General features: G+C 59.7%; 13 protein-coding genes and 2 riboswitches. Of the genes, 5 read left to right on the forward strand and 8 right to left on the reverse strand.

Annotation, left to right across the window (positions count from 1 at the left end):
* Window positions 1-120 precede the first annotated feature (120 nt).
* Window positions 121-4038 (forward strand): dermonecrotic toxin domain-containing protein, encoded by a 3918-nt coding sequence (locus ACEN8E_RS11745; RefSeq protein WP_495592750.1) that lies wholly within the window; start codon window positions 121-123, stop codon window positions 4036-4038.
* A 45-nt stretch (window positions 4039-4083) separates the two neighbouring features.
* On the opposite strand, the gene ACEN8E_RS11750 is transcribed toward ACEN8E_RS11745, so the two are convergent.
* Both ACEN8E_RS11750 and ACEN8E_RS11755 read right to left on the reverse strand, forming a co-directional pair.
* Entirely contained in the window at window positions 4084-4578 is a 495-nt protein-coding gene (locus ACEN8E_RS11750; protein WP_111283403.1) for a DUF934 domain-containing protein, read from the reverse strand.
* Window positions 4562-6220, reverse strand: a complete 1659-nt coding sequence (locus ACEN8E_RS11755) for a nitrite/sulfite reductase (protein ID WP_495592751.1) — start codon at window positions 6218-6220, stop codon at window positions 4562-4564. Before ACEN8E_RS11755 ends, ACEN8E_RS11750 begins: the two co-directional genes overlap by 17 nt.
* 523 nt (window positions 6221-6743) lie before the next feature.
* On the opposite strand from ACEN8E_RS11755, the gene ACEN8E_RS11760 reads away from it, so the two are divergent.
* A complete protein-coding gene (locus tag ACEN8E_RS11760) occupies window positions 6744-7832 on the forward strand; it encodes an ABC transporter substrate-binding protein (protein ID WP_495592752.1) in 1089 nt (362 codons plus the stop codon).
* Between the two features lie 6 nt (window positions 7833-7838).
* On the opposite strand, the gene ACEN8E_RS11765 is transcribed toward ACEN8E_RS11760, so the two are convergent.
* Window positions 7839-8057 (reverse strand): DUF2970 domain-containing protein, encoded by a 219-nt coding sequence (locus ACEN8E_RS11765; protein ID WP_429371051.1) that lies wholly within the window; start codon window positions 8055-8057, stop codon window positions 7839-7841.
* A 178-nt stretch (window positions 8058-8235) separates the two neighbouring features.
* Here ACEN8E_RS11765 and ACEN8E_RS11770 point away from each other — a divergent pair, with 178 nt between their 5' ends.
* The gene (locus ACEN8E_RS11770) at window positions 8236-14916 is read left to right on the forward strand and encodes an NEL-type E3 ubiquitin ligase domain-containing protein (protein WP_495592753.1); all 6681 of its coding nucleotides are present in this window, start codon (window positions 8236-8238) and stop codon (window positions 14914-14916) included.
* Window positions 14917-14980: 64 nt separating this feature from the next.
* Here ACEN8E_RS11770 and metH read toward each other — a convergent pair whose 3' ends face one another.
* Entirely contained in the window at window positions 14981-18691 is a 3711-nt protein-coding gene (metH, locus tag ACEN8E_RS11775) for a methionine synthase (RefSeq protein ID WP_495592754.1), read from the reverse strand.
* A 155-nt stretch (window positions 18692-18846) separates the two neighbouring features.
* On the opposite strand from metH, the gene ACEN8E_RS11780 reads away from it, so the two are divergent.
* Together ACEN8E_RS11780 and nfuA are read left to right on the forward strand one after the other, a co-directional pair.
* The gene (locus ACEN8E_RS11780) at window positions 18847-21144 is read left to right on the forward strand and encodes a fatty acid cis/trans isomerase (protein WP_495592755.1); all 2298 of its coding nucleotides are present in this window, start codon (window positions 18847-18849) and stop codon (window positions 21142-21144) included.
* 218 nt (window positions 21145-21362) lie between these two features.
* On the forward strand, window positions 21363-21947 hold the full coding sequence (nfuA, locus tag ACEN8E_RS11785; RefSeq protein ID WP_007912592.1) for a Fe-S biogenesis protein NfuA: 585 nt from the start codon (window positions 21363-21365) through the stop codon (window positions 21945-21947).
* Window positions 21948-22114: 167 nt separating this feature from the next.
* Here the strand turns inward: nfuA and cobM are convergent, their stop codons facing one another.
* The 4 genes from cobM to ACEN8E_RS11805 form a co-directional block, all read right to left on the reverse strand.
* On the reverse strand, window positions 22115-22861 hold the full coding sequence (gene cobM / locus ACEN8E_RS11790) for a precorrin-4 C(11)-methyltransferase (protein ID WP_495592756.1): 747 nt from the start codon (window positions 22859-22861) through the stop codon (window positions 22115-22117).
* Window positions 22862-22945: 84 nt separating this feature from the next.
* The gene (locus ACEN8E_RS11795; RefSeq protein ID WP_495592757.1) at window positions 22946-23359 is read right to left on the reverse strand and encodes a cobalamin biosynthesis protein; all 414 of its coding nucleotides are present in this window, start codon (window positions 23357-23359) and stop codon (window positions 22946-22948) included.
* A complete protein-coding gene (locus ACEN8E_RS11800) occupies window positions 23356-24063 on the reverse strand; it encodes a CbtA family protein (protein ID WP_495592758.1) in 708 nt (235 codons plus the stop codon). Before ACEN8E_RS11800 ends, ACEN8E_RS11795 begins: the two co-directional genes overlap by 4 nt.
* A gap of 11 nt (window positions 24064-24074) precedes the next feature.
* The gene (locus tag ACEN8E_RS11805) at window positions 24075-24266 is read right to left on the reverse strand and encodes a CbtB domain-containing protein (protein WP_413423532.1); all 192 of its coding nucleotides are present in this window, start codon (window positions 24264-24266) and stop codon (window positions 24075-24077) included.
* 121 nt (window positions 24267-24387) lie between these two features.
* Window positions 24388-24613, reverse strand: a riboswitch (cobalamin riboswitch).
* 73 nt (window positions 24614-24686) lie between these two features.
* Window positions 24687-24899, forward strand: a riboswitch (cobalamin riboswitch).
* Window positions 24900-24970 lie beyond the last annotated feature (71 nt).

The following is a 24970-nucleotide window of genomic DNA, read 5'->3' on the forward strand; positions in this document are numbered from 1 at the left end:
CGCTCGTTATCCTTCGTGTTTCAGCGACATTTCCCCGGCACGCTGACGGCTCATTCCTGCTGCCCATCGCGCAGCCTCCGGCTATGTTGCAATTCCTCCAATTTTCGCAACGGAATGCACATGAATGACTCTCTATACGTTCGCGCCGCGCCGCCGCATCCAGCCCTTGCACCCATGCGCGATGAATTGAAAACGGCGGTAGCGACGGCGCTGCCGCAAACCCCGGAGCAATACGGCGCACAACTGATCCGGGAAAAATGGGGGCAGGGTATTGACCCAGCCTCAGCCCTGTTGGTAACGCTCGACTATGACAGCGACGCAAGTGTCGGGCGGAACGCGATCCATCAGGGGCGGGTAAACAACTCACGCACCCTGGTACAGGCATTACTGTCGAATTATCAAACTGTGGCTGACGGCCGTTTCGGCGAAACAGCGTTCGGTCTGTATACACCTCCGGACATCGGGCCTGAGATTCATGTTGTAGGTCCGGCCGATGATGCGGCGGCGAAAGCCGTGGATTACTACCACGACTATGAGGGGATCTATCGGAGTACGACACCACAGACCTACGGTCCTTCGACTCAAATTGCCCTCAGGCCGGCCGATTTCAAGAAGTGGGTTTGGGAGCTGGAACTGCAGTCCCGCTATCAGGCCTATCTCGATCAAGCCTGGCCCTCCGCTGAGCGGATCGTGCGGGCCGAGCCTTACGCGTTGAGGACATCGGTCAAGGCGGCGTTTGTCATGAGCGCTTGTCTGCAACATCAGGAAGGCAGCCTGAGCCAGGCCGGCCTGGCATTGGCGATGCAGGCGGCAGGACTGCCGGTTGACCAGACCTGGGAAGCATTGGCCATCGCCCAACTGCAAGCGCCAACCCGCGTTGGTACGCAGATCGAAACGGGACGCCTGACGATCTACCGCTATACCTCGACCGACATCTGGTTTTATCGCCAACGCAGCAGCGCCCGAGTGCTGCTGTATGTCCCGGCCAACTCCTCGCCCTTGCATGAGTTCACCGACATCCGGCACATGCGCGACTGGGTCGTGGCCCAAGGCAGGAATCGCGACACGCAACAGGCCCTGGCCAGCCATTTTGCCGAAGACGACCGTGACGATGGGACCTTCCATGCGGGTGTGCTGACTGCGCTGGAGGGCATGGTGCTCTATCCGGATGAGCACCGGCTGAAAAAGACTGCCGGGTTTTTCAACAACGACGGCTTTTGGGACCCGCAGGACTATATCGGTTTCGAACGTTCATCTGCCAGCACAGACCCTTTTGCGCAACTGGTATTGACCATGAGGCAAGCGGCGATGGCCAGCGTCAAAACCATCCGTGACGATGCCCAGGTCAACCGTGACAACCTCAGTGCAGTGATTGAACCGCTGGTGCACTGGATCAACCAGTTCGGTCCGTTGGCCTTGTTTGTTCCTGGTGGCGAAGGCTTGCTGGTATTGGCCGGAATCATCGATGCCGGCTACGGCCTCGATCAGGCCGTCAACGGTAAAACCCCGGAGCAGCGTTCCGAGGGCATCACCCGTACGGTATTCGGATTACTCAACGCGTTGCCGCTGGCCGGGGCCGGAGCTGCACTCAAGGGCGAAGGCTCAAGTGCCAAGACACTGGGTGAAACGCTGCACGAACCCGGTGAGCCGGCCCGTGAACCGGGCGCTCATCCTTTGCCAGAGGTGACGATCAAGCCTGTACCCGCTCCAGCGACAGTGGCCACCCGCCTGGAGTTGATGCGCGGTGTCTGCGCGCCATTTGCTTCATTCAGCGATGAGCTGCTGGCACAGATCGGCAAGGTCAGCGCAGTCGATGATGACATGCTGCGCCTGATACAGGCGGGTCGGGCACCCACCCCTTTGCTGGTCGATACCATTGAGCGCTTCAGGATCGATCAGGAGGTTTCCGGGCTCGCTGATTCATTGGCTGCACGCACCGAATTGTTCCATCAGCGCTACCAGGCGCTGCAGCAGTCGGAGCATGCCTGGGTGCGATTGTTCCAGCGACAATATCCCGGATTGCCCAAAGCTGCCGTGGAACAGATGCTCGATCGTCATGGTATGGATTTCAAGGCCCAACTGAATGTGGTCGAAGCCCGGCGATCGTTCAGGCAGCTGGACAGCAAGGCACGCCAATATCAGAAGCATGTGCGCCTCAATCGTGCCTATGAAGGGTTGTATCTTCGCTCGGTAGACAATCCCGAGTCGGACATATTGGCCATGCACTCTCTGAAAAACCTGCCCGGCTGGCCCAGGAACCTGCGAATCGAAGTGCTCGACGATTCACCCGGCGGTCGGGTCCTGGACCGTGGCGGACCACTCGAAGCGCCTGACTGTCGACGCCTGATCAAGGTGGGGGAACGTTATCAATCGTACGGCGTGCCGACTCGATCCTTCGTCGACACGACGTTTCACGAGGCTGTGGTCGGCGTCCTGTCCGAGGATGAGCGTACGGCCTTGCAGCTATCGTCGACAGATCCGGTTGCCGGGTTGAGGCTTGGTGTCAGCGATTACGCGCTGTCCCGTTCGGAGCTGGTCCGGGGCCTCGACAGAATGGACTCAGGGTTGCCCTTCGAAGCGCTGGGTCTCAGGGGGGGAGGTTATCCAGACACGCTTCGAGAGGGAGCCTTGACCCACGCCATGATGCGCATGCAGCTCAAGGAGATCTATCCCGAGTTTTCCGACGACGAGGCCGTCGGGGTGCTGCGGCAATTGGGTAGCGGGGCCCAGGCGCATATCGACAGCTCAAGACTGCAGTTGCAGCAACTGTACGCGGATCTGCAAGGCTGGCTCGACCAGGTGGCGGTGGATATCGAAGACATGGATGTGCCTTTTTTGCAAATGGGCGATCCCGGAACAGAGGGACTGACTCCTGCACAAATCGAACTGCGCAACACTGAGCTGCTGCAAGATTTTATGGCGTATGAGGGCGAGTCCCGATACGAGCTGGGGGAAGAGCTGATTGCCATCTGGCAAAAGCGCGCTGCGCAGCGCAACAGCCACTACTCGGGCGATCATCGAGGCGGCTTCACGATTGACATGAGCCACGAGGACTATCATCGATTGCCGGCATTGAACGTGCGGTTCAACGATGTAGTGGAGCTGAACCTGAATAACTTCCACCTGACAGAACCAGGCACCCTCAATGGTTTTCTGGAGTGCTTTCCAGACTTGCGCAGGTTGAACATGGAAGGCACTGACTTGAGATTGATCGATATCGCGGGGCAAATGGAAAGTGTATTGCCGTCGACAATCCCCCAGCTACAACATCTCGTTTCTCTGAATCTTCGATCCACGCACCTGACATTCCAGGAGAGTACCGCCGCGCAGTTGAGTCAGTTGGGCAATCTGCAATCGCTGGACCTGAGCGAGAACCCGTTGGGTGTCCCCCCGATGGTGTTGGGAATGAGCGAGCTGCGAATACTGAAGCTGAACAATACAGGTATCACAACGTGTCCGGTGGGGGTCATGGAGCAGCCGTACCTGACCACTCTGGACCTGCGCGATAACCTGATTCATCGAGTACCACAGGCGGTCCTGAACCAGGCCATTGCCAGGGATCGAGTATTGCTGTGGAACAACCCCTTGACCGATGAGGACACGTTGCAGCAACTGGTCAGGCATCGGGAACAAACGGGTATCAATCTTTGGCTCAGTACGCCGGGTCCCGACTATTTGCAACCGTCTGCCTGGTTGCATGGCATTGATGGGGCACAGCGGGACGCCCGGTTGCAGGTCTGGCAACGCCTGGCGCTCAGGCCTCGTGGCCAGCGATTTCTGGGGACCGTGAGCTCATTGGCACTTACCGCAGATTTCCAGGTGGATTATCCGGATCTTCAGGCGCGAGTATGGCGATTGCTGACTGAAGCAGACGCTTCGCAGGAGTTGTGGGGGCGGTTGAATCAGGATGCACCGTTGCCCGCGGGTGCGTTCGACAATCCGTTTGCGGCGTTCACCGCACTGGAAAGCCGGGCGAAGCTCTACACCGACTGGGTGGCTTTGGGTCGGCCGTTTCCGATCCCGGAGAGTGTCCGGTAACAGCCGATGAGCCTTGAGCCCTGCAAAGGGCTCAAGGCTTCACGATCAGCGGCGACGGAACAGCGGCAGCGGTTCGTCAGTGGCGGCCTGATAGGTCACCGAGAAGTCCTTGAGACCTTCCAGGGCTTCATACGGGTCTTTATCGGGGCGTACGGCAAAAGCGTCGAAGCCACAGCGATGCATGTAGAACAACTGGTCACGCAGCACGTCGCCAATGGCTCGCAATTCGCCCTTGAAACCATAACGGTCACGCAGCAGGCGGGCATTGGAGTAGTTGCGGCCATCGGTGAATGCCGGGAAGTTCAAGGCGATGACCTGGAACTGTGCCACGTCTTCGCCGATTTCCTCGGCTTCTTCATCGGCGTCCAGCCAGATGCCCAGGCCACCGTCGCGGGCCAGGAGCATACGGCTGTGTTCGCGCCACAACTGCAACGGGACGATGTAGTCGTCGCAGTTGGTGATCTCGTCGATACTGAAATCCTTGGGCAGCAGGTGCCAGGTCTCGTCGACGACCTCGTTGTTCTTAATTATTCGCTGCATAGACGCGTTCCTTGAAGAGGTCGATGCCAATACGCTGGTAGGTGTCGATGAAACGCTCGTCTTCAGTACGTTGTTCGATGTACACGTCGATCAGCTTCTCGATCACGTCAGGCATGGCTTCCTGGGCGAAGGACGGGCCGAGGATCTTGCCCAGGCTGGCGTCGCGACTGGCGCTGCCGCCGAGGGAAACCTGGTAGAACTCTTCACCTTTCTTGTCCACCCCGAGAATGCCGATGTGGCCGACGTGGTGGTGACCACAGGCGTTCATGCAACCGGAGATGTTCAGGTCCAGTTCGCCGATGTCGAACAGGTAGTCCAGGTCGTCGAAACGGCGCTGGATCGATTCGGCGATCGGGATCGACTTGGCGTTGGCCAGGGAGCAGAAGTCACCACCCGGGCAGCAGATGATGTCGGTCAGCAAACCGATGTTCGGCGTGGCGAAACCTTGCTCGCGCAGCTCGCCCCACATGGCGAACAGCTTGTCCTGCTCGACGTCGGCCAGAATGATGTTCTGCTCGTGGGAGGTGCGCAGTTGACCGAAGCTGTAACGGTCGGCCAGGTCGGCCACGGCGTCGAGCTGCTTGTCGGTGATGTCGCCCGGTGCAACGCCGGTTGGCTTCAGGGACAAGGTCACGGCCACATAGCCCGGCTTCTTGTGGGCCAGGGTGTTGCGCACGCGCCAACGGGCGAAGCCCGGGTGCTGCTGGTCGAGTTCGGCCAGGGCGGCGGTCTGGCTGTCCAGCGCCTTGTAGTCCGGATCGACGAAGTGTTTGGCGACGCGCTGTACTTCGGCTTCGGTCAGCGTGGTCTGGCCACCGCGCAGGTGCTCCATTTCCGCATCGACTTTCTGCGCGAAGACTTCAGGCGTCAGCGCTTTGACCAGGATCTTGATCCGCGCCTTGTACTTGTTGTCGCGACGGCCGTAGCGGTTGTAGACCCGCAGGATGGCGTCGAGGTAGCTCAACAGGTCTTGCCATGGCAGGAATTCATTGATGAATGCCCCCACCACCGGCGTACGGCCCAGGCCGCCGCCGACCAACACACGAAAACCCAGTTCGCCAGCGGCGTTGTGCACAGGCTCAAGGCCGATGTCGTGGACTTCGATGGCGGCGCGGTCGGAGGTCGAACCGTTGACGGCGATCTTGAATTTACGCGGCAGGTAGGCGAATTCCGGGTGGAACGTGGTCCACTGGCGCACGATTTCGCACCATGGGCGCGGGTCGATCAGTTCGTCGGCGGCGACGCCGGCAAACTGGTCGGTGGTGACGTTGCGCAGGCAGTTGCCGCTGGTCTGGATCGCGTGCATCTGCACGGTGGCCAGTTCAGCGAGAATGTCCGGAATGTCTTCCACGGCCGGCCAGTTGAACTGCACGTTCTGCCGGGTACTGATGTGGGCGTAGCCCTTGTCGTAGTCGCGGGCAATCCTGGCCATCATTCGCACTTGCCGCGAAGTCAGTTGGCCGTAAGGCACGGCGACTCGCAACATCGGTGCGAAACGCTGGATATAAAGGCCATTTTGCAGGCGCAGGGGGCGGAATTCTTCTTCGCTCAGCTCGCCTGCCAGATAGCGTCGGGTCTGATCACGGAACTGCTTGACGCGGTCCTCGATGATCCGCTGATCGTATTCGTCGTATACGTACATATAAGTCCTGTTCTCAGGCTTGGGTCGCTCGGATACAGCTGCGTTTTTGTGCTTGCCGGAGTCCGATGGAGCCTCTGCAATTCTGCGCGCACGGCTGCGCACTCCCTTCGGAGCCGGGGCAAGATAACAGTTTGCAGTTATGCGTAAAAGTGATGTTTGAGCATATGTAAAGAACCAAATCGCCTAATGAGAATCGTTGTTGCAAAGACCCTGTTTGTGGTGCGGGCAATCGTCGTCTTTACTCTGCTCGAGTCTTTCTGCAATCACCGATAAAACCGACAAGAGGCGATGCAATGAGCAACCCAACCAAAGCACGGAAAAGCGATAGCACCGTTGATGCCTGGGCAATTTTGTTCCTGATCATCCTGGTCGTGGGGACGGCGGTTTTCTGGGTCAGCCATCAGTAAACGACCCCGTCCGGGCCCGGTTCCGACGATTGTCCGACAAAAAACGGATATGTCGCCGTTTTACGGACGTTCGCTGGCTATAATGCGCGGCGAATTTCCGGGGGCTCGGACGACCAATGTTGAAGTTTCTCTGTGGCGTATTACTGACGCTGGGTATGGTCGTGGGACCCTGTGCCCAGGCGGCGTCAGTGCTGTTCCTGAACCCGGGAACCCCCACGGAAGCTTTCTGGCTGAGTTACTCGCAGTTCATGCAGGCCGCGGCGACCGATCTGGGGATGGACTTGCGCATCCAGTATTCCGACCGGGTCTCCGAAAACACCATCCACCAGGCTCGTGAAGCCCTTCAGGGCTACCAGCGTCCCGACTACCTGGTCTTCGTCAACGAGCAGTACATCGCCCCCGAAATCCTGCGGCTGGCCAAAGGCAGCGGTGTGAAGCTGTTCATGGTCAACAACGCCCTGACCCCGGATCAGATGAAGCTCGTCGGCGCACGACCTGACAGGTATCCCGACTTGCTCGGCAGTCTGGTGCCCAATGACGAGGAGGGCGGCTACCTGATGCTCAAGGAGCTGATCCGACAGCACGGCCCCGTCGCTCCCGGCCAGACCATCGATTTGCTGGCTTTTTCCGGTTTGAAAATCACCCCGTCCGCGCAGTTTCGCGAGAAAGGCATGCGGCGCGCCTTGGCCGAGCACCCCGAGGTGCGTTTACGGCAGTTGGTATACGGCGGCTGGACCCGGCAACGTGCCTGCGAGCAGGCCAGGTTGTTGTTCAAGCGCTACCCGCAGGCGTCGCTGGTCTGGGCCGCGAACGACGAAATGGCGTTCGGCGCGATGCAGGCATATGTCGAGGCAGGGGGTATGCCAGGCAAAGGCGTGTTGTTCGGCGCGATCAACAATTCACCCGTGGCGCTGCAGGCTCTGCTGGACGGTCGCCTGAGTGTGTTGCTGGGCGGGCACTTCACCCTGGGTGGCTGGGCGCTGGTGCAATTGCATGACTACGATGAAGGCGTGGACATCAGCCAGTACGGCGGCCGTGACCGACAGATTCCATTGTTGCAACTGATCGATCGGACGCAGGCCAGGCGATTGCTGGCGATGGGCGCCGCCGCGCAGGACTTCGGCGTGGATTTCCACAAACTCTCGGCCAAGGGACGTCCCGCGTCCTGGCGTTACCCGTTCACCCTGCAAACCCTGATGCACTGAGTCGCCTCAAACCCCGGCCAGAAACAGCACCAGCTTGACGATGCCGAACAGCGTCAACGCAAATACCACCGTGAAGCCAATCCCCAGAATCACGAAATGACTCGGTTTGCCGTGAGTGAAATCACGGGCCCGGTTCTTCCCGCTCTGCACCCCGAATGCCGCTGCCATGACGCTGTGCAGCATTTGCCAGAAGGTCGGCGGCTTGTTGTCGGCCGGATCGTCCATAAATCCCTCGCGTGAATATAGCTCCTCAGAGCATAGCCAATCCCGCGCTTCGTGCAGGGGGTGAGCAGCCGGCTGTCGAAGCAACGGGTAACCAATCCTCACAACTGCAATAACTATCTACCGCAGCCGTGGCCATCGGGAATGCTGTCATGTCGCTCCATTTGTCAGGAGAGACACTATGTCCAGCCAATCCCCGACTTCGCCCACCGAGACGAATACTCCCACCCAAACCCTGAACAATAAAAATCCTGTTCCAGGAAAAAGCAGTGTTCACCACCGACTGCTTGAACTGATGGCTCCCGACTGGTTGGTTGACGCCACGCCGCAAAGGCGCGCTTCCATGAAAAACACCCATGGGCGCCTGCCGGACTGGTATCAACAGGCCTCCGCGTATCGACAGCAGGTATTGACGGAGAGCTTCAACGCGAGCTTCACCGCGCAGACCCGATTGGACAAGACGATGTCGTTGTTGCAGGACATCGATACCTTCGCTGCACCGATACTCGCCAAAGCTCTGAAAGATCAGTTCGGTGTTGAGGTCGACGTCGGCAAAACAATGGTGTGCCTGCGGCGACCCCTGGAAATTGGCGACTTTGAAATCGAAGTCTCGACGTTCGAGGTCATGAAGCTGACGTTGTTGCAGGCTGCGCTGCATAACTTCGAAGAATCCGAGTGTGAGGACGGCGCATTTCACCGCAGCTCCGGGTTTGTCGTAGAAACATCGACGCCCGCTACGTTCGAAGTTGTCAGTGTCAACATGACGGTCAGGCAGTTTTTGTCACTTTGTCGCACGCTGGATATCGGCGCGCAGTATCAAGCCTATATGAACGGTTTTTTCCACCCTGCGCAGGCGCGGATGGAAACGACACTTCGTGAGCAATTCATTGCCAGCCAAAAAACGGCGATGAGGGCAGCCGCTGAGCTGGCCTTGCTGAAACAGGATATTGAACCGCAAGACTACACAATGATCCTGGCGGTGATTGGTGGCGAAATCCATCCGTGGCTTGGCGGCAGGCAAGTCTGGTTTCGCGACCTGAGTTTGATGAAGCGCCGGATGACTGGCTGCGTTGTGTTCAGCATCTGTGAAAAATATCGTTATACCAATGATTTCATTGTCTACGTTCCTCACGATCCGGAGCATCCACTCAAGCGCTACACGTATTCGCAGATGCAAGAAGAATTCAAGCGGCAGTTCACTGCCCGGGGGACATCATCGGCAGATGGCGCCACACCGACGGCGCACCAGCGTTTTTTCAGCCAGTTCGTGGCCTACGCCGACCGGCCTTATTACTTCAGTCAGTTCACCCGCAACACCGGGGACTCGCCATCTGACCCGCTGCGCTCCATCTGGGTAAAAGCCATTCAATACATTCCGCCGATTTCCACCGTTGTGCATATCAAAGAGCTGCCCCCCGAGCGCCAGGGCAAGCGGGAACCAGTGGAAGATCCCTATCTCAATCCATTCGGTGCCCTTCCCAACGGGTCTGCCGGTATCTGGGTTGCCAATACCGACCTCTGGACATATCTCTATGAGCAAAGTCGCGCGAAGGTCATTGCCGATGCGCGTAGCCATGCGGTCCCTACTGCGGATGTCGATGCAAAAGTACGCGCCGAGAAGCTCAATCATCTGCTGGAAATCGGCATGTTGGGGTTGAACCTGGTGTCGATGTTCGTACCGGTCCTCGGCGAGGTCATGCTCACAGTGATGGCCGGGCAACTGCTGTACGAGTCCTTCGAAGGGGTCATCGAGTGGAGTGAGGGCGATCGCAACGCGGCGAAGGGGCATCTGATCGATGTGGCGGAAAACCTGGCACTGATCGCAGTGATGGCTGGGGTGGGCAAAGGCGTCGGCAAACTGGCGGCAGTGAAGCCCGAACCCTTGATTGAGGGCATGGAGCAGATCCAGCGGGCCAATGGCGATACACGATTGTGGAAGCCAGACCTTCGTGGCTATGAGAGCGATGTCGCGCTGGGACTCGACGCTACTCCCGACGTGCCGGGACAGTACCAGGCCGATGGCAAGACTTACGTGCGGCAGAACGGCAAGCACTACGAGACAACCTACGATGAGTCGCTGAAAAAATGGCGAATCAACCATCCGACGGACGAGCAGGCCTGGCAACCCATTCTCGAACACAACGGGCATGGCGCCTGGCGCCATACGCTAGAGCGTCCGCTTGGGTGGGACCGACTGACCCTGTTGCGGCGCATGGGCCATATCACTGATGGGGTCAGCGACGAGCAACTGCTCAAGATTGCCGATGTCAGTGGCGTCAACGACAACGCCTTGCGCAAGATGCACATGGATCACCTGCCTCCGCCCCCTGAATTGCTTGATGCCCTGCGGCTGTTCAAAGCCGATCCCGGGGGGACGCCGGTTATCGAGCAGGCAGGTCACCGACAATCCATCAGTCGGTTACAGCGCGCTTGTCCTGGCCTCAGTGAATCTGCTGCAAAAAGAGTTCTGCTGGATGCCAGCGCAGAGGAGCTCGTGCGCCTGAACTCCACTCGACGAATTCCATTGAGAATGCTGGAGGAGGGCCGTTGGTATGCGCGGGAAGGGCGTACAAGCCAGGCTTTCGCCGCTCTGCATACGGAGAATATGGCGTCGGCTGACAGCCAGTGGCTCGCATTGCGGGCACTGGAAAAACTGCCGGGCTGGTCCGGCGATGTGCGCCTGGAAATCCGCGACGGCCACATTGGAGGGCTGCTGATCGATGGTATTGGCAGCGAGACTGCCGCGACACGCAGGTATATGGTGAAGCAGGGGCCGGCCTTTCAAGCGTTTGATGAACGGGGAACAGCACTCAACCGTGTGCCCGGTCCAGGCGCCAGCTTTTTCGATTCAATCGCGCACGCCTTGCCGGATGAATCCCGCCAGGCATTGGGCGTTCCACATGTATGGCAGAGCGCCGAGCTGCAGAAGGCGATTATCGATTCTGCCGGCAAACATCGGGTGGAGTTGACGCATGGGCTACAGACGCGTGTCGGCAGCAACAGAAGGATCAAGCCACCCGCACGTGTGACAGAACGAACCGTGGGGTACTACGCCAGCGGGCGCGGACAAGGCGTCAACCCTTCTCTGGTGACTCGCGTACAGGACCTTTACCCGGGGCTCACCGATCAGCAAGCCAACGGTTTTATCCTGAAGCAGTTGCGGGCAGGAAAAACCGATGCACAGATTTATGACCTGTTGCAGACGCGTATGCGTGAGTGGGACGAACTTCAGGCCACGCTCGATGAATGGGTTGGTGAACCCTCGGCGGAAACTGTTTTGCAGTCCATGCTGGGGGGCAAGACCTCAGTCGCGCGCAACATCAGGCAATGCTGGCGCGACTCCCCGTTGGCCGAAGAGCTCCCCCATTCAAATTCACTGGAGTTGGTCTGCGATGATCCGCTTCCCTCGATGACTGCGGACTTTTCACACGTGCGAGAATTGAATGTTCGGGGGCGGTGTATCACTGACGCCAATGTCGATGCGTTGCTGACGAGTTTTCCCGGGCTGAAAAAGCTGCGGATAAATGCGACAGGCAGTGAGTTCACCAAGGTGCCGCAAGCGTTGAGCGGGATGCGCGAACTCACTGCGCTGAGCCTGTACTCGTCCATTCCCGTTGCAGTGGATACGACAGCGGGATTGAGTTCCCTGACGAAGCTTGAGGAACTGAGTATTCATTCTTCGGGGGGCGCGCCGATGAACCTGGATGTCAGCCAGATGCGCAATCTGCGCAAACTGGAGGTCGTTACACCGTCCTTGTACCAATGGCCGCCCGGTGTTCTTGATCTGCCTCGCCTTGAACGCCTGAACCTCAAAGGTACAAACATCAGCGGGCTGCCCGACGGCATCTTCGAGGGGCATGAAAAGCTCTGGTCCGGGTTGTCGCTGGACTGGTCGCTGTTCCCGCGCGAAAACTTCAAGCCGGCGTACGAGTACGTCAGGAATCACCCGGAACATCTGGTTGATCAGGAGGAAATGGTCAGCGACTACTGCAAGGGTGAGCTTATTCGTTTGGATGTGGCGAGAGGGAACGATTCTTCCGGGGCGGTGTTCAACAGTTTTCTCGAGCATTGGCAGGGGGCAGAGCCAAGGTTCAAGGCAGTTGACGCCATAAGTGAGGAATTCAATGCACTGGAGCGGCAATTGAATGACTGGAGCAACCGTGCGCAACTGGATGTGAAAGAGTTTGTGGGGCGCTCGTGGACGGCAGCGTCTATCAGGTCCTGCTGGCGAAACGGCGTGCTCAAGCGCTACGGCTCGAATGTCGATGCCTCGGTGCTTGAGTTGTCGAATCCGGACATCAGTGAGCTTCCGGACTTGCCCGCGGGTGCATTCCCCCATGTGCAGACATTGTATTTGAGGGCGGCGCGCGTGCCCGCTGAACAGTTTCGAGGCTTTGTCAGAGGATTCTCCGAACTTGAAAGTCTCGACCTCCGTGGCAATGGTTTGACCGATGTGCCGGTTGCAGCAGAGGACCTTGCGAAGTTGACCCGTCTGGATCTCTCCGACAACCGGATAGTCGTCGGCCCGGCAGTTCAGCAAGTGTTTGCGGGTATGGGGGCTATGGAATCCCTGGACTTGAGCGGCAACCCGCTGAACTCACTGGACGTGGGTGCAATGACTTCGCTCAAGGCCCTGAACCTGCGAGCGACGCAGCTGCATGAGTGGCCCGTTGGGGCACAGGATCTGCCGCAGCTGATCTGGATGGATATGCGTGACAGCAGGATTTCCTCGCTGCCGGCAACACTGCCGGATGAGGTGCTGCTCAAAACCGATTTGACCGGCACGCCGTTGAACCCGCAAGCCGTGACGGCTCTGAAAGGCGCCCGGCAAAGGATCGAATCTGCCAATGGGCTGGCGGCCGGTTCACTGGAGCGATTCGCCCAGGAACAAGCGCCGTCGACTTTCCCGCCGAAGGAGAGCAGCTATTCGATCAGCCATCATTTGTTGCCTCTGCCGCCAGTCCCGGTGGGCGAGGGCAGCGTGCATTTTGCCGGGCGCCTGCAACGACTGAAACCGACTCTCGGCGAGGACGATGCCTTGCGAGTGATCGAACAGATGCGCGAGAACGGGGCAACCGACGTGCAAATCAGCGAGCGGTTTGACGGATGGGACCAGCCTTTCGAGGCACTGACGCGCCGGTTGAATGGATGGCTGTTCACGCGGGAGTCACACGGCGCAGGTTGGATAGTGTCACCCGAAACCCGCCGGTTGGCCGCCTTGCGAATCATGGAGTGCTGGCGCGAAGGGCTGACCGACACGGGTGCAGTGACAGGCTCAAAGCTGGATCTCAATGGTCTGCAATTGGGTGATCTCCCTGAGCTGCCGGCAGTATTTGCCCATGTGGATACCTTGAACCTGACCGGTGCAAGGCTTACCGCACAAGGCTCCAATGGTTTCTTCAGCGCCTTTGCAAACGTGAAAACGCTGGAGCTTAACGGCAATGAACTGGAGCACGTGCCTGAACCGATCCAGTCCATGAATCAGCTTGAACGCCTGGAACTCTCCACTAACCGGTTGAACGACACCGGGCACCTTTACACCTCGCTGGGCCGCCTGGAGCGTTTGCAATGGCTGGACTTGGGTTTCAATGGTCTGGAGACTTTCGATGTCAGTCATTTTCAGCGACTCGAGACACTCGATTTGCGTCGCAACGATCTGGCGGCCTTCCCGGAGGGTGTGCTGGAAGCCCGCCATCTCAGGACCTTGAACCTGAGTCGTAACGACGTCATATCGATTCCGCCAGAGGCCCTGGATGGCAGTCATGATGCGTTGATGGCCGGTACCGACCTGAGTGACAACTACAACCTGTCGCCTGAGAGTCTTGAGCTGCTGCGCCATTACCGCGAAGCCGGCCAGCGCGACACTGTGCTGGGGATCTCGCGCTCCGAACTTGACGAGATGATCGCTGAATCCAGTGGCAACGGCGAAAGCGAGAGCGAGAGTATCGAATCTGATGAAGACCTCTCCGATACGGGGCTTGATTCTGCACAACAAGCACCGTGGCTGGCTGATGCGTCCCCTGAGGAATCGGGCAAGAAAGCGCAAATCTGGAACCAGCTCGTCGCGGAACCGGACAATGCTGCGTTCTTCCATCTGCTTTCGCGATTGCAGGACACGCAGGAGTTCAGGGTGGCCAAGGCGGACCTGACCCGACGGGTGTGGACGGTGCTGGAGGCCGCCGCCAGCAACAGCGAGCTGCGCGAAGTCCTGTTCGCCAGCTCCACTACCCACGGCACCTGTGTCGATGGACGAATCCTGACCTTCAGTGGCCTGGAGGGCAAAGTGTTCACCCACAATGCCTTGCTGGATATTCCAGCCGGGCGTCTGGCCTTGAAGGGGCCGGCTTTGTTGCGGTTGTCCAGGCAGTTGTTCCGCCTGGACAAGGTTGACGACCTCGCCACGAAAGCAGCGGCGGCTTCGGGGGAGGATCAGGCAGAAGTGCGCCTGGGCTATCGAATCGGTTTGACTGGCGGTTGGGGTGACGGTCTTGAGTTGCCCGGTCAGCCCAGGCACATGACGTATGCCTCGGGTGTAACGCCCCAACAACTGGCTGATGCGCGTATACAAGTCAGCAATGCCGAACAGAGTGATGGTTTTTTCGAAGACCTCATCCAGCGCGATTACTGGGTGGACTACCTCAAGGAAAAATACCCGCAAGCGTTCAGGCAACTGGACGAGGCGGACGATTCCGAGGAGGTGGTTGACGCCGACGAAGCGGCATTGATGAATCAGTTATTCGAACTTGCAGCTGCACGCAACGGCAAGATGATCGAGCTGTCTCGCAAGGAAGTCGAAGAAATGGGTCAGTCTGCCAGCGGGGCAGGACAGCCGGGCACATCGAGGGATCTGCCACGGGTCTGAAGCATCACGGTTGGTAACCCCCGGCGCCCGTCTTCCCGGCGCCGGGTTTTTTCTTTTCAGGTTCTCAGTTGTCGTAACCCAGGTTCGGCGCCAGCCAGCGTTCGGTCACGCTCAACTCCTGGCCTTTACGCGAGGTGTAGCTCTGCACCTGGTCCTTGTCGATCTTGCCCACGGCAAAGTATTGCGCCTGCGGGTGAGCGAAGTACCAGCCGCTGACTGCCGCCGCCGGGAACATGGCGTAGTGTTCGGTGAGGAATACACCGCTGCGGCCTGCGCGCATTTCCTGGGCCTCTGGATCGAGCAGGGCAAACAACTGGGCCTTCTCGGTGTGGTCCGGGCAGGCCGGGTAACCCGGTGCCGGACGGATGCCGGTGTATTGCTCCTTGATCAGCGCTTCGTTATCCAGCACTTCATCCTTGGCATAGCCCCAGTGTTCTTTACGCACTTGCTGGTGCAGCCACTCGGCGCACGCCTCGGCCAGGCGGTCGGCCAGCGCCTTGACCATGATCGAGTTGTAGTCGTCGCCAGCGTCCTGGTAAGCCTTGGCCACTTCTTCGGCGCCGATGCCGGCGGTGGTGATGAAACCACCCACGTAGTCGGTCACTTCACTGTCTTTGGGCGCGACGAAGTCGGCCAGGGAGAAGTTCGGCTTGCCGTCGGTCTTGATGATCTGCTGGCGCAAGTGATGCAGCTTGGCCATTGGCTTGCCGTCATCGCCATAGAGTTCGATGTCGTCGTCATGCACCTGGTTGGCTGGCCAGAAGCCGAACACCGCGCGAGCGCTGATCAGCTTTTCATCGATCAATTTACGCAGCATTTCCCTTGCATCGTTGTACAGCGAGGTAGCGGCTTCACCCACCACTTCGTCCTGGAGGATGCGCGGGAACTTGCCGGCCAGGTCCCAGGAGATGAAAAACGGCGTCCAGTCGATGTACTCGGCCAGGACGTCGAGGTCGATGTTGTCCAGCACCCGCGAGCCGGTGAACGTCGGTTTGACCGGCGTGTAGGAGGCCCAGTCGAATTGCGGCTTCTTGGCGATGGCCGCGCCATAGCTCAGGCGTTCGGTGCGGGCGCTGCGGTTGGAGGTGCGCTCGCGAACCTCGATGTAATCCTGGCGGGTTTTCTCGACGAAACCGGCCTTGAGCTCCTTGGACAGCAACTGCGTCGCCACGCCCACGGCACGGGAGGCGTCGGTGACGTAGATCACCGCATCGTTGCTGTACTTCGGTTCGATCTTCACCGCCGTGTGCGCCTTGGAGGTGGTGGCGCCACCGATCATCAACGGCAGGTGGAAGTCCTGACGCTGCATTTCGCGGGCGACATGGACCATCTCGTCCAGCGACGGAGTGATCAGGCCGGACAGGCCGATGATGTCGCACTTCTGTTCCCTGGCCACCTGGAGGATTTTCTCCGCCGGCACCATCACGCCGAGGTCGACGATGTCATAACCGTTGCAGCCCAGCACCACGCCAACGATGTTCTTGCCGATGTCGTGCACGTCGCCTTTTACGGTGGCCATCAGGATCTTGCCCTTGGCCTCCGGCTTGTCGCCCTTTTCCAGTTCGATGAACGGGATCAGGTGGGCCACGGCCTGCTTCATCACGCGGGCGGACTTGACCACCTGCGGCAGAAACATTTTACCGGCACCGAACAGGTCGCCGACGATGTTCATGCCGGCCATCAACGGGCCTTCGATCACTTCGATCGGGCGGTTGAAGGACAGGCGCGATTCTTCGGTGTCCTCGACGATGTGGGTGGTGATGCCTTTGACCAGCGCATGTTCCAGACGCTTGTTGACGTCCCAGTTGCGCCACTCTTCGGTCTCGGCTTCCTTGACGCTGCCGTCGCCCTTGTACTTGTCGGCGATGGCGAGGAGGGCGTCGGTGCCTTCCGGAGTGCGGTTGAGGATCACGTCTTCGACGGCGTCGCGCAATTCCACCGGGATCTGGTCGTAGATCTCCAGCTGGCCGGCGTTGACGATGCCCATGGTCAGCCCGGCGCGGATCGCGTACAGCAGGAACACCGAGTGGATGGCCTCGCGCACCGGGTTGTTGCCGCGGAACGAGAACGACACGTTGGACACGCCACCGGAGGTCAGCGCATACGGCAGCTCGTCACGGATGTAGGCACAGGCGTTGATGAAATCGACGGCGTAGTTGTTGTGCTCTTCGATACCGGTGGCCACGGCGAAGATGTTCGGGTCGAAGATGATGTCTTCCGGCGGGAAGTCCACTTCGTTGACCAGAATGTCATAGGAGCGTTTGCAGATTTCCTTCTTGCGCGCTTCGGTGTCGGCCTGGCCGGCTTCGTCGAAGGCCATCACCACCACCGCGGCGCCGTAGCGCTTGCACAGCTTGGCGTGGTGAATGAACTGCTCGACGCCTTCTTTCATGCTGATCGAGTTGACGATGCCCTTGCCCTGGATGCACTTGAGGCCGGCTTCGATCACTTCCCATTTGGAGGAGTCGATCATGATCGGTACGCGGGAGATGTCCGGTTCGCCGGCAATCAGATTGAGGAAGGTCACCATGGCCTTCTTCGAATCGAGCATCCCTTCGTCCATGTTGATGTCGATCACCTGGGCGCCGGCCTCGACCTGCTGCAGGGCGACTTCCAGGGCTTCGGTGTAGTTGTCTTCGCGGATCAGACGGGCGAATTTGGCCGAGCCGGTGATGTTGGTGCGCTCGCCGACGTTGACGAACAGCGAGCTGCGATCGATGGTGAAGGGTTCCAGGCCCGAGAGGCGGCAAGCCTTGGGAATGTCCGGAATCTCGCGTGGCGCATAACCGGCCACGGCCTTGGCGATGGCTTCGATGTGGCCCGGCGTGGTGCCGCAGCAGCCGCCGACGATGTTGAGGAAGCCGCTTTGGGCGAATTCCTCGATGACCTTGGCAGTTTCCGATGGCAACTCGTCGTACTCGCCGAATTCGTTCGGCAGGCCGGCGTTGGGGTGCGCGGAAACGTGGGTGCCTGCCTTGTTCGACAGCTCTTCGAGGTACGGGCGCAACTCACGGGCGCCAAGGGCGCAGTTCAGGCCGACAGAAATCGGCTTGGCGTGGGCCACGGAGTTCCAGAACGCTTCGGTGGTCTGGCCCGACAGAGTACGGCCCGAGGCGTCGGTAATGGTGCCGGAAATCATGATCGGCAGTTCGACGCCCAGTTCTTCGAACACGCCTTGTACGGCGAAGATCGCCGCCTTGGCGTTCAGGGTGTCGAAAATGGTTTCGATCAGGATCAGGTCGGCGCCGCCTTCGATCAGGCCCTTGGTGGATTCGGTGTAGTTTTCCACCAGCTCATCGAAGGTCACGTTGCGGTAGCCGGGGTTGTTCACGTCCGGGGACAATGAGCAGGTGCGGCTGGTCGGGCCGAGCACGCCGGCAACGAAACGCGGCTTGTCCGGGTTCTCGTGGGTTTTCGCATCGGCGACCTTGCGCGCCAGGCGCGCGCCTTCTACGTTCAACTCGTAGGCCAGTTCTTCCATGCCGTAATCGGCCATGGAAATCCGGGTGGCGTTGAAGGTGTTGGTTTCGAGAATGTCGGCGCCGGCGTCCAGGTAGGCTTTTTCAATGCCGCCAATCACGTCCGGGCGAGTCAGCACCAGCAAGTCGTTGTTGCCTTTGACATCGCTCGGCCAGTCAGCGAAGCGTTTGCCACGGTAATCCTGCTCTTCGAGTTTGTAGCTCTGGATCATCGTGCCCATACCGCCATCGAGAATCAGGATGCGCTCTTTGAGGGCGTGCTTGAGAGCTTGAAGGCGAACGCTGCGATCGGACATTTGGACTACTCGGTAAGACCATGACGAAGGGCCGGGATGATAGCAAACCTGTGCGCTTTTGGAGCATGACTCGGTTTTGCATGAATATCGTTCATGTTGGCAGGGATGACAGACCGGTAGAATCGCGGCGTTTTTCAGGATTCGGGACCAGGGACATGTCGTATCGCTTCGTCATCGGCACATTGCTGCTGTTTTTAAGCTGGGGCGCCGTGGCGCAAAGTCCGGCGAATTCCTCTGCCATTTCCTACAGCCGTGATATTCAGCCGATCTTCACTGAGAAGTGCGTGGCCTGCCACGCCTGCAACGACGCCGCCTGTCAGCTCAACCTGGGCAGTGGTGAGGGCGCGGCGCGTGGCGCGACGAAAGTCCCGGTCTATGACGGTGACCGTCGTCAGGCGGTTGCACCGACCCGACTGTTCTATGACGCCTCCGGCAAACAGGCCTGGCAGCAAAAGGGCTTCTATTCGGTACTCGATGCCCAGGGCAGCCAGGCTGCATTGATGGCGCGGATGCTGGAACTTGGCCACAAGACCCCGCTGCAGCCCAATGCCAAACTGCCGGAAAATATCGTCCTGGGCCTGAACCGGGAAAACATCTGCGCCATGCCCGCAGAGTTCGGCGCTTACGCCGCCGCGCACCCGAAGGAGGGCATGCCGCTGGCAGTGACCGGCCTGACCGACCAGCAGTACCAGACGCTGCAACGCTGGCTGGCGGCAGGGGCAACCATCGACCAGCAGGGCCTGATCCCCAGCGCAACGGAAGCCGGGCAAGTGGTCCAGTGGGAAAACCTGCTCAATTCGCCGGGCGCCCGGGAAAGTCTGGTGGGGCGCTGGCTGTACGAGCACTGGTTCCTCGCCCACCTCTACTTCAAGGATGGCGAGCCCGGGCATTTCTTCCAGTGGGTGCGTTCGCGCACCCCGACCGGCCAGCCGATCGACCTGATCAACACCCGTCGCCCGAACGATGATCCGGGCACGCAGTTTTTCTACCGCTTGTGGCCGGTGCAGGGCGTGATCGTGCACAAGACCCACATCACCTATGCGCTGAGTACGGTGAAGCTGGCGCGGGTCAAGAGCCTGTTCTACAGCGGCAACTGGCAGGTCGACGCATTGCCGGGCTATGGGCCGCAGAGCCGGGCCAACCCGTTTGCCACCTTCGAAGCGATACCGGCCCAGGCGCGCTATCAGTTCATGCTCGATAACGCCGAGTACTTTGTGCGCACGTTTATCCGTGGGCCGGTGTGTCGTGGCCAGATCGCCACCGACGTGATCCGCGATAACTTCTGGGCGCTGTTCCAGGCGCCCGAGCACGACCTCTACGTCATCGACCCCAATTATCGTAGTCAGGCTACGCCGTTGCTGGCCATGCCGGGGCAGAACGACGATGTCGGCAGCGTCCTCAGCCTGTGGCACGACTACCGCGACAAGCGTAATGAATACGAAGCCTTGCGCCGGGACAGCTACGCCGACCAGCCGGCGCCGAGCTGGTCGACACTGTGGGCCGGCAACGACAATGCGTTGCTCAGTATCTTCCGCCATTTCGACAGTGCTTCGGTGACTAAAGGCCTGATCGGCGAAGTGCCGCAAACGATGTGGCTGTTCGACTATCCGCTGCTGGAGCGCACCTACTATCAACTGGCCGTGAACTTCGATGTGTTCGGCAACGTGTCCCACCAGGCCCAGACGCGCCTGTATTTCGACCTGATCCGCAACGGTGCCGAGCAAAATTTCCTGCGCCTGATGCCTGCCGATTCCCGGAATGGCTACCTTGACGACTGGTATCAGAATAGTGGCAAATTCAAGATGTGGCTGGACTACGAGTCCATCGACAATGACAAGCCGACAGCACTGAAGCTTGATCCGCAGGATCCCAAGCGGGATTTCGCCCAACAATTGCTGGCCCGTTATGGCGATCTCAATGCCCGGCCCGACCCGATCAACCGCTGTGATGGCGCCTACTGCTCGCGGCCGAACATCGATCCGGACCTGCAAAGCGCCGAGCAGGCGTTGAGCCGCCTGACTTCGCGCCCGGCGGCGGGACTCAAAGTCATCGATCAACTGCCGGAAGCGACCCTGCTGCGCATCGAAACCCCTGGCGGCAAACGCGAGGTCTACAGCCTGCTGCGCAACCGTGCCCACAGTAACGTCGCGTTCCTGCTCGGCGAATCGCTGCGCTATCAGCCGGGTCTCGACACCCTGACGATTTTCCCGGGCGTGCTCAGCAGCTACCCGAACTTCATGTTCAACATCCCGGCCGGGCAAGTGCCGGCGTTTGTGGATGCGATGGAGAACGCCAAGGATACCGACAGCTTCGAAAAAATCGTCGAACGCTGGGGGATACGCCGCAGTCATCCGCAATTCTGGGTTTATTTCCATGACCTGAGCCGCTATATCCACGAAACCGATCCGGTGGAAGAGGGCGTGCTGGACATGAACCGCTACGAGAACCTCTGAAACACCACAAATCCCCTTGTAGGAGCGAGCTTGCTCGCGATGGTCTTGAGTGCTCCGCGTAAATCCGGGAGTGCGCGTTATCGTTGGCGACCATCGCGAGCAGGCTCGCTCCTACAGAAAACCAGGGGAATTGTCGGAATCTTTCCCGACAAAAATACTGGGACTTTGTCCGGCGCGTCGATTGGCGTAAACTGCGCCCAAGCCTGCGAGGAGTTTCCATGACCGCTATTACCATCACTGACGCCGCCCACGATTATCTGGCTGATCTGCTCTCCAAGCAGAACACCCCGGGCATCGGTATCCGCGTCTTCATCACCCAGCCTGGCACCCAGTACGCCGAAACCTGCATTGCCTACTGCAAGCCGGGCGAAGAGAAACCTGAAGACACCGCTCTGGGGCTGAAAAGCTTCACCGCGTACATCGACCACTTCAGCGAAGCTTTCCTGGACGATGCCGTTGTCGACTACGCCACCGACCGCATGGGCGGCCAGCTGACCATCAAGGCGCCAAACGCCAAGGTGCCGATGGTCAACGCCGACAGCCCGGTCAACGAGCGCATCAACTACTACCTGCAAACCGAGATCAACCCGGGGCTGGCCAGCCACGGCGGCCAGGTCAGCCTGATCGACGTGGTCGAAGACGGCATCGCCGTCCTGCAGTTCGGCGGTGGTTGCCAGGGCTGCGGCCAGGCCGACGTGACGCTGAAGGAAGGCATCGAGCGCACCTTGCTCGAGCGCATTCCCGAGCTCAAGGGCGTTCGCGACGTGACCGACCACACGCAGAAAGAAAACGCCTACTACTAAGGTGTTCGCTGCGAATTGAAAAAACGGCGCCCCGTGAGCGCCGTTTTTTTATGGGGTGAATTCAGTGGCCCCTTCGCGGGCAAGCCCGCTCCCACAAGATTTTGTGTAGGCTGCAGTACTGTGACCGACTCGAAACCTGTGGGAGCGGGCTTGCCCGCGAAGGGGACCTATGGCCTGTAGAGATGCGCATGCCCCGCGCGATACAGCGATGACTCGCTGAAGTGGTCACTGCCCAGCACCCGACCCACCAGAATCAACGCCGTGCGCCGAAACCCTTTGGCTGCAACCTTCCCGGCAATATCCTCAAGCGTTCCCGTCACCCAATCCTGATCCGGCCAGCTTGCGCGGTGCACCACCGCTATCGGGCAGTCGGCGCCGTAATACGGCAGGAGCTCCTCAACGATCTTCGACAGGTGACTGACCCCCAAATGAATCGCCATGGTCGCGCCGTGCTGCGCCAGGCTGGAGAATTCCTCTCCGGGGGGCATGGCGGTTTTGTCGGCGTAACGCGTCAGGATTACACTCTGTGAAATGTCCGGCAGTGTCAGCTCAGCCCCCAAAAGCGCTGCACAAGCGGCTGTGGCGGTCACGCCCGGTACGATTTCGAACGCGATGCCCAGCTCACGCAGATAGCGAATCTGCTCGCCAATGGCGCCATACAGGCTCGGATCGCCGGAGTGTACCCGGGCAACATCCAGACCTTTGGCGTGGGCAGCCCTGATCAGGTCGATGATCTGTTCCAGATGCAGTTCGGCGCTGTTGACCACCTGTTCGGCACAATGACCTTCGAGCACGGCGGCAGGCACCAGAGAACCGGCATAAATGATCACCGGGCAGCTGCGAATCAGGCGCTGGCCCTTGACGGTAATCAGTTCGGGGTCGCCGGGACCTGCGCCAATAAAGTAGACGGTCATGGTCGGTTCCTGTGGGAAAAAAGGGGCTGAACAGGGCTTCAGATGAAGAATGTTCATGATCGATGGCGGGGATTATCGGGGATTTCAGGCGGCGCCGGCCAATGCCAGTGTTGCCTGGGCATATTTTTGTCGTGGAATCACCAGTTTTGCCGGAGCCTGGGCCAGTTGTTCGGCCAAGGCCAGTGCGGCGCTTTCCGCCACGCCATAGCAACCGGTGCGTTCAAACGCTATTTGCGATTGATGACTGAGTTGCGCCTCATAAACGGCCAGTTGTTCGCTGCTGAAGTACATCAATTCCAGGCCAAGTTGCGTCGCCAACTCGATCAGTGCCGGTTCGTCGCGTTTCTGGTCGATGCTGGCCAGGGCCTTGATTTCATGCAACGGGATTTGATGCGCCGCCAACGCCTGGTCGAGCAGTGCCCGCAACGTGCTGACGGGGCAGCCCCGCTGGCAGCCCAGGCCGACCACCAGGGTCGGCGCTGTGCCAGCATCTGTCATGCGTGGTATTGGCCATCGCTTTTGCGACGGAACAACCAGGCGCTGATCAGGCCCAGGGCCAGCCAGAACGCCATGTTGGTCAGTTGCGAAGCGATCTTGAACTGGGCTTCCAGTGCCTCGGGAGCGAGCATCGAATGCACTTGCGGTTGTGGTGCGCCAATCACATGAGGAACGGCGAGGATCGCCGCGCCGAGGATTTTCATCAGCCAGTGACGGCTGAATACGATCAGGGCGATACCGACGGCGGTGGAGGCGGCGGTGCCGACCCACCACAGTTGCCGTTGTGCCAGGTCGGCTGCGGCAGTGCCGGGCAATTCAGGTGGCAGGCCGAGGGTGGGCGCGAGCACGAATGTCGCATAACCGGCCAGGCCCCAGAGCAGACCCTGGGCGGTTCTGGTCGGCGCGCGCAAGGTGTAGAGGCCGGCCAGCATCAGGGCAAAACCGACCGCCACCACCAGGTTGCCGCCGGTGGTCGACAGCACGCGCTGCCAGCCATCTTCCGGCTCCCAGGCTTCGGTGTCGTGAGTGTGGGCAGCCATCGCACCGTCGGCATGTTCATGCATTTCAACAGCGGCCGGTTCGGCTTTTTCGTAGGTTTCGGCCTGCAGAATCAGGGGCGCGACCCAGAAACTTTGCAGCAGGGTCAGCAACAGGGCGGCCAGCAGCCCGGTGAAACCTGCGGTTTGCGCAATACGCTTGATCATATTGGCAGGTCTCAATGGCACGGGAACGCGGAGCTGTGACGGGTATCGTGGGCGGCGTTGTGCACCGCTTCGATGTGCGAGAAACCGGCGAAATACACCAGGCACGCGCCGAGGATCGACGCGCAGACGGCGGCGGTCAAGCGTTGAGCCAGGGTAGAAGTGGTGCTGGTTGTAGTATGGCCGGTGCTGCTGATGATCGACATGGCGTTTCCCTCTGGTCTGTCAGCGGGGAATGAGAGCGCATGCAAAAACCTGCACGTCCAGGCGCGCAGCGTTTCAAACAGCGCCCGCCCACCGCGGGATTGTTGTTTCAGTGAACGTTCTGGTCACTTTGTGTTGCGGGCCGGTCTCCGGGCTCACGAGGGGCGCAGGCTTCCGCCTGATCCAGCAAGCATCACCTTCCCATGCCGTGATGGCACAGTGGATCTGATGCTTCGCTCGCTTACCGTTGCGGGGGCAGCACCGGACTGACATGGCTTTGAAGTAAAGCACATGATTCACCGGTTTCCCGTTTCACCCTGTGAAGGGCACCCGTAACAAGGCGTGTAGGAGAGCATGGGCGGGGGTTGGGCGTCAATTGGCAGGGGTTCTCACTTGAACATTGACCCGCCCCAATACCATGCGTAGCCTTGCGCTTTCGAGGTTCTTCGGCGTTTGTCGAAGCTAAGAAGGGAACGCGGTCGATGCCGCGGCTGCCCCCGCAACTGTGAACGGTGATGTTCGTTGCCACGCCACTGCTGTCTCAATCCATGAGGCCGGCGGGAAGGCGCAGCGAATGCCAGGCTCAACGCCGGCGCACCGTCAGCCAGGAGACCTGCCTCGACACAGATTCTCACATTCAACCGGGCGGGGTGATCCGGTGGCGAACTCATCAGGCAACGCGTGCGCGTTGCCGGTCGTCGTCCCG

This window comes from Pseudomonas sp. Pseusp9 (assembly GCF_059491265.1).

Coding starts and splice junctions, on each gene's coding strand:
- ACEN8E_RS11745 (WP_495592750.1), top strand. CDS start 121: ATGAATGACTCTCTATACGTTCGCGCCGCGCCGCCGCATCCAGCCCTT.
- ACEN8E_RS11750 (WP_111283403.1), bottom strand. CDS start 4,578: ATGCAGCGAATAATTAAGAACAACGAGGTCGTCGACGAGACCTGGCAC.
- ACEN8E_RS11755 (WP_495592751.1), bottom strand. CDS start 6,220: ATGTACGTATACGACGAATACGATCAGCGGATCATCGAGGACCGCGTC.
- ACEN8E_RS11760 (WP_495592752.1), top strand. CDS start 6,744: ATGTTGAAGTTTCTCTGTGGCGTATTACTGACGCTGGGTATGGTCGTG.
- ACEN8E_RS11765 (WP_429371051.1), bottom strand. CDS start 8,057: ATGGACGATCCGGCCGACAACAAGCCGCCGACCTTCTGGCAAATGCTG.
- ACEN8E_RS11770 (WP_495592753.1), top strand. CDS start 8,236: ATGTCCAGCCAATCCCCGACTTCGCCCACCGAGACGAATACTCCCACC.
- metH (WP_495592754.1), bottom strand. CDS start 18,691: ATGTCCGATCGCAGCGTTCGCCTTCAAGCTCTCAAGCACGCCCTCAAA.
- ACEN8E_RS11780 (WP_495592755.1), top strand. CDS start 18,847: ATGTCGTATCGCTTCGTCATCGGCACATTGCTGCTGTTTTTAAGCTGG.
- nfuA (WP_007912592.1), top strand. CDS start 21,363: ATGACCGCTATTACCATCACTGACGCCGCCCACGATTATCTGGCTGAT.
- cobM (WP_495592756.1), bottom strand. CDS start 22,861: ATGACCGTCTACTTTATTGGCGCAGGTCCCGGCGACCCCGAACTGATT.
- ACEN8E_RS11795 (WP_495592757.1), bottom strand. CDS start 23,359: ATGACAGATGCTGGCACAGCGCCGACCCTGGTGGTCGGCCTGGGCTGC.
- ACEN8E_RS11800 (WP_495592758.1), bottom strand. CDS start 24,063: ATGATCAAGCGTATTGCGCAAACCGCAGGTTTCACCGGGCTGCTGGCC.
- ACEN8E_RS11805 (WP_413423532.1), bottom strand. CDS start 24,266: ATGTCGATCATCAGCAGCACCGGCCATACTACAACCAGCACCACTTCT.